We start from the raw sequence: 4207 nt of genomic DNA, 5'->3' as shown, positions 1-4207 counted from the left end.
CGCGACGTCGTTCGGGATGATCCGCGGCGGTCACATCGACGTCGCGATCCTCGGCGCCATGCAGGTGTCGGAGAAGGGCGACCTAGCCAATTGGATGATCCCCGGAAAGATGGTCAAGGGGATGGGCGGCGCGATGGATCTTGTACACGGGGCCAAGCGCTCGATCGTGATGATGGAGCACGCCACCAAAGACGGCTCGCCCAAGATCGTACATGAGTGTTCGCTGCCCTACACAGGACGCGCATGCATCCAGCGCGTCATCACCGACCTCGCCGTATTCGATATCGAGCCCGCAGGACTAGTCCTGCGCGAGCTCGCACCGGGCGTGGCCGTCGACGACGTCCGTGCCGTCACCGAGCCCGACTTCGCCGTCGCGCTCTAGAGCTGGGTTCCTCAAAGCAGTACACAAAACGGTGTCGGAGTTTCCGGGCCGGTGGGGCGGGGGCCGTCCCAGACCCAGGGTTTCGCGCGGGCGTTGAGCCTGGGCGGTGGCCAGCCGGGTGGCCTCGCCGATCTCGTCGAGGGCGGCGAAGGACTGGCCGGCCAGGGCGGTCTTGCGGAAGATCCGCCACCAGCCCTCCTGGAGATTCAGCCAGCAGGCACCCAGCGGGATGAACACCTGCCGGATCCGGCGATGGTCTTCCAGTCAGGTCCGGGTGGCCTTGCTGTCGTGGGAGGACAGGTTGTCGCTGACCACGTAGATCTCCCCGGTGGGATTGGCCTCCTCCACCCGCTGCAGGAAACGCTGGTAGTGCGTGCTGTTCAGTTCACCCGATCTACCCCGGCCTTGAGGAACCCAAGCACTGGTGTCTCGTGATGAAGGATTATTTTTGTCATGTTAAGTTATCTGCGCCGGTCACACGCCTGATCATCCCCACTGTTATCTAAAGACCAGAGCATCACGAGACACTAGGCGAGGAGGAACAGCGAGATCATCACGGCGCAGACGGCGACGCAGTACCCCTCTAGCAACGCACGCAAAACCGCCGGCGCGTTGCGGAGGTCCATGAAGTAGAGGCCGACGAGCCTGACCTTGAACAGCGCGACGACCATGATCGCGACGCTCGCCATCCGATGCCCGTCGTTACTGAGGCCATGGTCGGTACCCAGCACCCAAGACAGCGACGTCGCAAGGACGAGGATGAGCCACACGCCGGTCGCACGCGTGCGCACCACGGAACTCATCGTTCACCTCACCAGGTAGAGCAGCGGGAAGATGACTATCCAGAGCAGGTCGACCATGTGCCAGAAGCATGCGCCGCCCTCGAAGAACATGAACTGCCCCTCGCTGAGCTCAGCCTTCCGGGACAGCGTGAACAGCACGACGAGCACAACGAGGCCGAGGACCAGATGCGCCAAGTGCAACCCAGTCAGCACGAAATAGTACATGTAGAACATGTTGACGTCCGGAGTCATCCCCGTGATGATCTTGTCGTGGTACTCGACGACCTTCACCGCGACGAACCCCAGCCCGAACGCGATCGCGCCGACCAGCAGGCGCGGAGCGCTGCGCCGGGCCGCCCCCCTGACCGCGCGCGTCGCCAACACGACGAGCAGCGAGCTCGACAGAAGCAGCAGCGTGTTCAGCGCGCCAAAGTCGCGGTTCAGGGTGCCCTGCGAATGGGTGAAAACCTCAAGCTGCTTACCGCGCTGGTTCAGGTAAACGCAGAACAGGACGGCGAAGAGCGTCATGTCGCCGAAGAGCAGAAACCACAGCCCGGCCTCGCCCGGGATGTGCCGTTCTCGCCGGGCCGTCGAGGCCGGCACCTGGGTCTGTTGCATCCGCGAGTTCCTTGATCGGGAATGGTAGGTGGATGCGTCGAGGTCCCGTCCGTCCACCAGTCCCCGCCTCGGAGTTCACCGGGTTCCGGTTCCCGCCCGAGGGGAAGCGTGCTGGCGGTTCGCTGGTACCTGCGCTATGCCCAGTCCTACTGGGACGTCGAAGAGCTCCTCCGCCGGCTGGTCGAAGTCACTACCGACCAAGCCGCCACCTACCAGAGGGTGCTCGACGAGCTGCTGCCCGCCGCCCGTCACATCGATGCCCGACGGGCGAACAACCGGATCGAATCCGACCACAGCCAGCTGAAAGCAAGACTCCGGCCGATGCGCGGGCTGAAACGCTTCCGCTCCGTCCAGACGGTCAGCTCTGGGCATGCGTTCGCGGGAGAACATCCGCCGCGGCCACTACGAACTCAGCCTCGACACCAACCCAAACCTGCGGCTGTCAGCTGCCTTTACCGAGCTCGCACTGGCGATCTGATCACCGGCTCGGCGGGGCTTGCCATGTCTTGACTCCGCTGAACGCAACAGACCCCCGGCGGCTGCCTGCGAGAGCACTGGCCGCACGTCGCTGGCCTGCCCGGCGACCCATCTGGTCACTGCTGGCTGACCGCTTCCGCTCGGTTCGCCTGACCTTCTTCCTCCTGGCGCCGGATGGCACCGAGCAACACAACCGACAGCACAATCAGCCACAGGAAGAACGCGACGACCAGCACCCACCAGGCGATCAGGCCGTTCCATGCCAGCGGGCCGTCCTTGAAGAAGACGTCGAAGCCCGCCGGGCAGAACAGCAGGGCGGCCCAGATGCTGAGGTAGCCGGACCAGCGGGGGAAGATTGGCTTTTCCCGGCGGTCCGCGAGGATCGCGATCCCGATCACGATGGCCTGCGCGACGATAGTGTAGACCAGACCCGTGAACGGCAGCCAGCCCAGGTCGTTCAGGGTCTGGACGATTTCAGGAGAGCGCTCGGAGCGGAAAGCGGCGGTCTGCCAGAAGTAGATGGGGACGACGAACTCGAGCGGGAGAAGCACCCCGAGCCCGAGCTGTGCGTAGGTGAGGGGGGAGAACTGCCCTTCTATCCGCTTGAGCTGCACCGAGACTGCCGCGACCCACGGGACTGTCAGCGTGCCGGCATAGAGAGTCAGCAGAAGGCCGAAACGAATCTGGTTCGCGTGCTCGCGGAATCTCACCGCTACCTGGCCAGGACTCTCGGCAGGTGACGGCGGCGGTATGAAGTCGGCGATCAGCCAGAATCCGATAAAGAATAACACCGCTAAGACAGGTCCGCACCACGCGCACAGGCGCTGGGCTCGTATGTTCATCTCGATGCTCCTCGTCTAACCAGCGGGTAGGCGGCCCGGCGACTTTGCCGCCAGGACTTGCCGAACAACCGAAATGACCGGAACTGCGCAAGCTCAACACGTCGGATGTGCGGGCGCCCCGATCCCGGCATAGAGGCCCAGCGACTCGCCGTAGCCACAAACCGCCCGCCTGATATGTTCCCGACTACCTGAGCTAACCATCCTTCCGGCAAGCCGACGGCTCAGTCCTCATCCACGTCGCACGCAATCCGCCGAGTCGACTCCGACGCTAAGCTAAACCTTTATTAGATTAGAATCTACAGCAATGCCCGGACGCAGGCAAGTGCGGGCTTGTGAGGGCTCGGGCCACCACGAACGGGTCTGACGGGTCCTCAAGGCCCTGCGGATCCCCCCAGGGTCATTGCAAAGTCGTGTTTGTGCTGGTCATGAGGGTGATCGCCTGGTCGGGATGGCGGGCGTGGTGGCGTAGGGCTCGGGCGATGTTGGTGAAGCCGGCGAACCGGAGGATGCTGATCACCAGGTTGCGGAGAGCGGCCATGACCTGGGGGCCGCTGCCGGTACGAGCCTGGTGAGGTCTTCACCCAGTGTGACGTCACGGACCCGGTGCAGCCGGTTCTCGATGGACCAGTGGCCTCGGATCCAGGTGGCCGGTTCCGCCGGTAGGGCGTCCTCGGCGGGCAGGGTGCAGATCGCGTAGACGGTCTCACGTCGCTGGCGGCGCTTGCCCTTGTTCGTGGTGATCGGGCGGGAGGTGCGGGTGACCTGGATGGCCTGGGTGGCGTGGGGGAACCCGAGCCCGGCCGGAACGGTGACGGCCTTCAGGGTGCGTGTCTCGATCCGGCCGTGACCACGGCCGGTGGTGGTGTGCCCGACCGGGACGTCCTTCCACGGCAGCGTCTTCAACCGGGTGTGCACGGTGGGCTGGTTGCGTTTCACGGTGACCAACAGGTGTGCTCCCCGGGTGTGGAGGTAGTCGGCGTGCGCGGTCTGCGCGTGCATGGCGTCGACGGTGATCAGGACGTCGGTCAGGTCGGGGATCTGGTCGAGAACCGTGGAGAACAAAGGGATTTCGTTGGTCTTCTCGTCGACGTCGACCTGTGCCAGGA

General features: G+C 64.3%; 5 protein-coding genes and 1 pseudogene. 2 read left to right on the top strand and 4 right to left on the bottom strand.

What is annotated here, in order from left to right:
* Nucleotides 1-382, top strand: a 382-nt coding sequence (locus tag DD1DGNOD_RS12700; RefSeq protein ID WP_283234688.1) for a CoA-transferase, incomplete at its 5' end; no start/stop codon positions are given.
* 527 nt (nucleotides 383-909) lie between these two features.
* On the opposite strand, the gene DD1DGNOD_RS12695 is transcribed toward DD1DGNOD_RS12700, so the two are convergent.
* Nucleotides 910-1185 (bottom strand): cytochrome C oxidase subunit IV family protein, encoded by a 276-nt coding sequence (locus DD1DGNOD_RS12695; RefSeq protein WP_131770205.1) that lies wholly within the window; start codon nucleotides 1183-1185, stop codon nucleotides 910-912.
* Nucleotides 1186-1188: 3 nt separating this feature from the next.
* Nucleotides 1189-1782 carry a cytochrome c oxidase subunit 3 gene (locus tag DD1DGNOD_RS12690; RefSeq protein WP_131767367.1) on the bottom strand — a complete coding sequence of 198 codons (594 nt, stop codon included), beginning with the start codon at nucleotides 1780-1782 and terminating at the stop codon, nucleotides 1189-1191.
* Between the two features lie 32 nt (nucleotides 1783-1814).
* On the opposite strand from DD1DGNOD_RS12690, the pseudogene DD1DGNOD_RS12685 reads away from it, so the two are divergent.
* Nucleotides 1815-2260, top strand: a pseudogene (locus DD1DGNOD_RS12685) (DDE-type integrase/transposase/recombinase).
* A 115-nt stretch (nucleotides 2261-2375) separates the two neighbouring features.
* Here the strand turns inward: DD1DGNOD_RS12685 and DD1DGNOD_RS12680 are convergent.
* A complete protein-coding gene (locus DD1DGNOD_RS12680; protein ID WP_131767366.1) occupies nucleotides 2376-3050 on the bottom strand; it encodes a hypothetical protein in 675 nt (224 codons plus the stop codon).
* 564 nt (nucleotides 3051-3614) lie between these two features.
* Nucleotides 3615-4207 (bottom strand): ISAs1 family transposase (locus DD1DGNOD_RS12675; protein ID WP_131770207.1); only part of this gene is annotated, 593 nt, incomplete at its 5' end.

Source organism: Candidatus Protofrankia californiensis, from assembly GCF_900634765.1.
Taxonomy (GTDB): domain Bacteria; phylum Actinomycetota; class Actinomycetes; order Frankiales; family Frankiaceae; genus Protofrankia; species Protofrankia californiensis.
The sequence above is the reverse complement of the archived record's forward strand: the minus strand, read 5'-3'. Positions and strand labels throughout refer to the sequence as shown.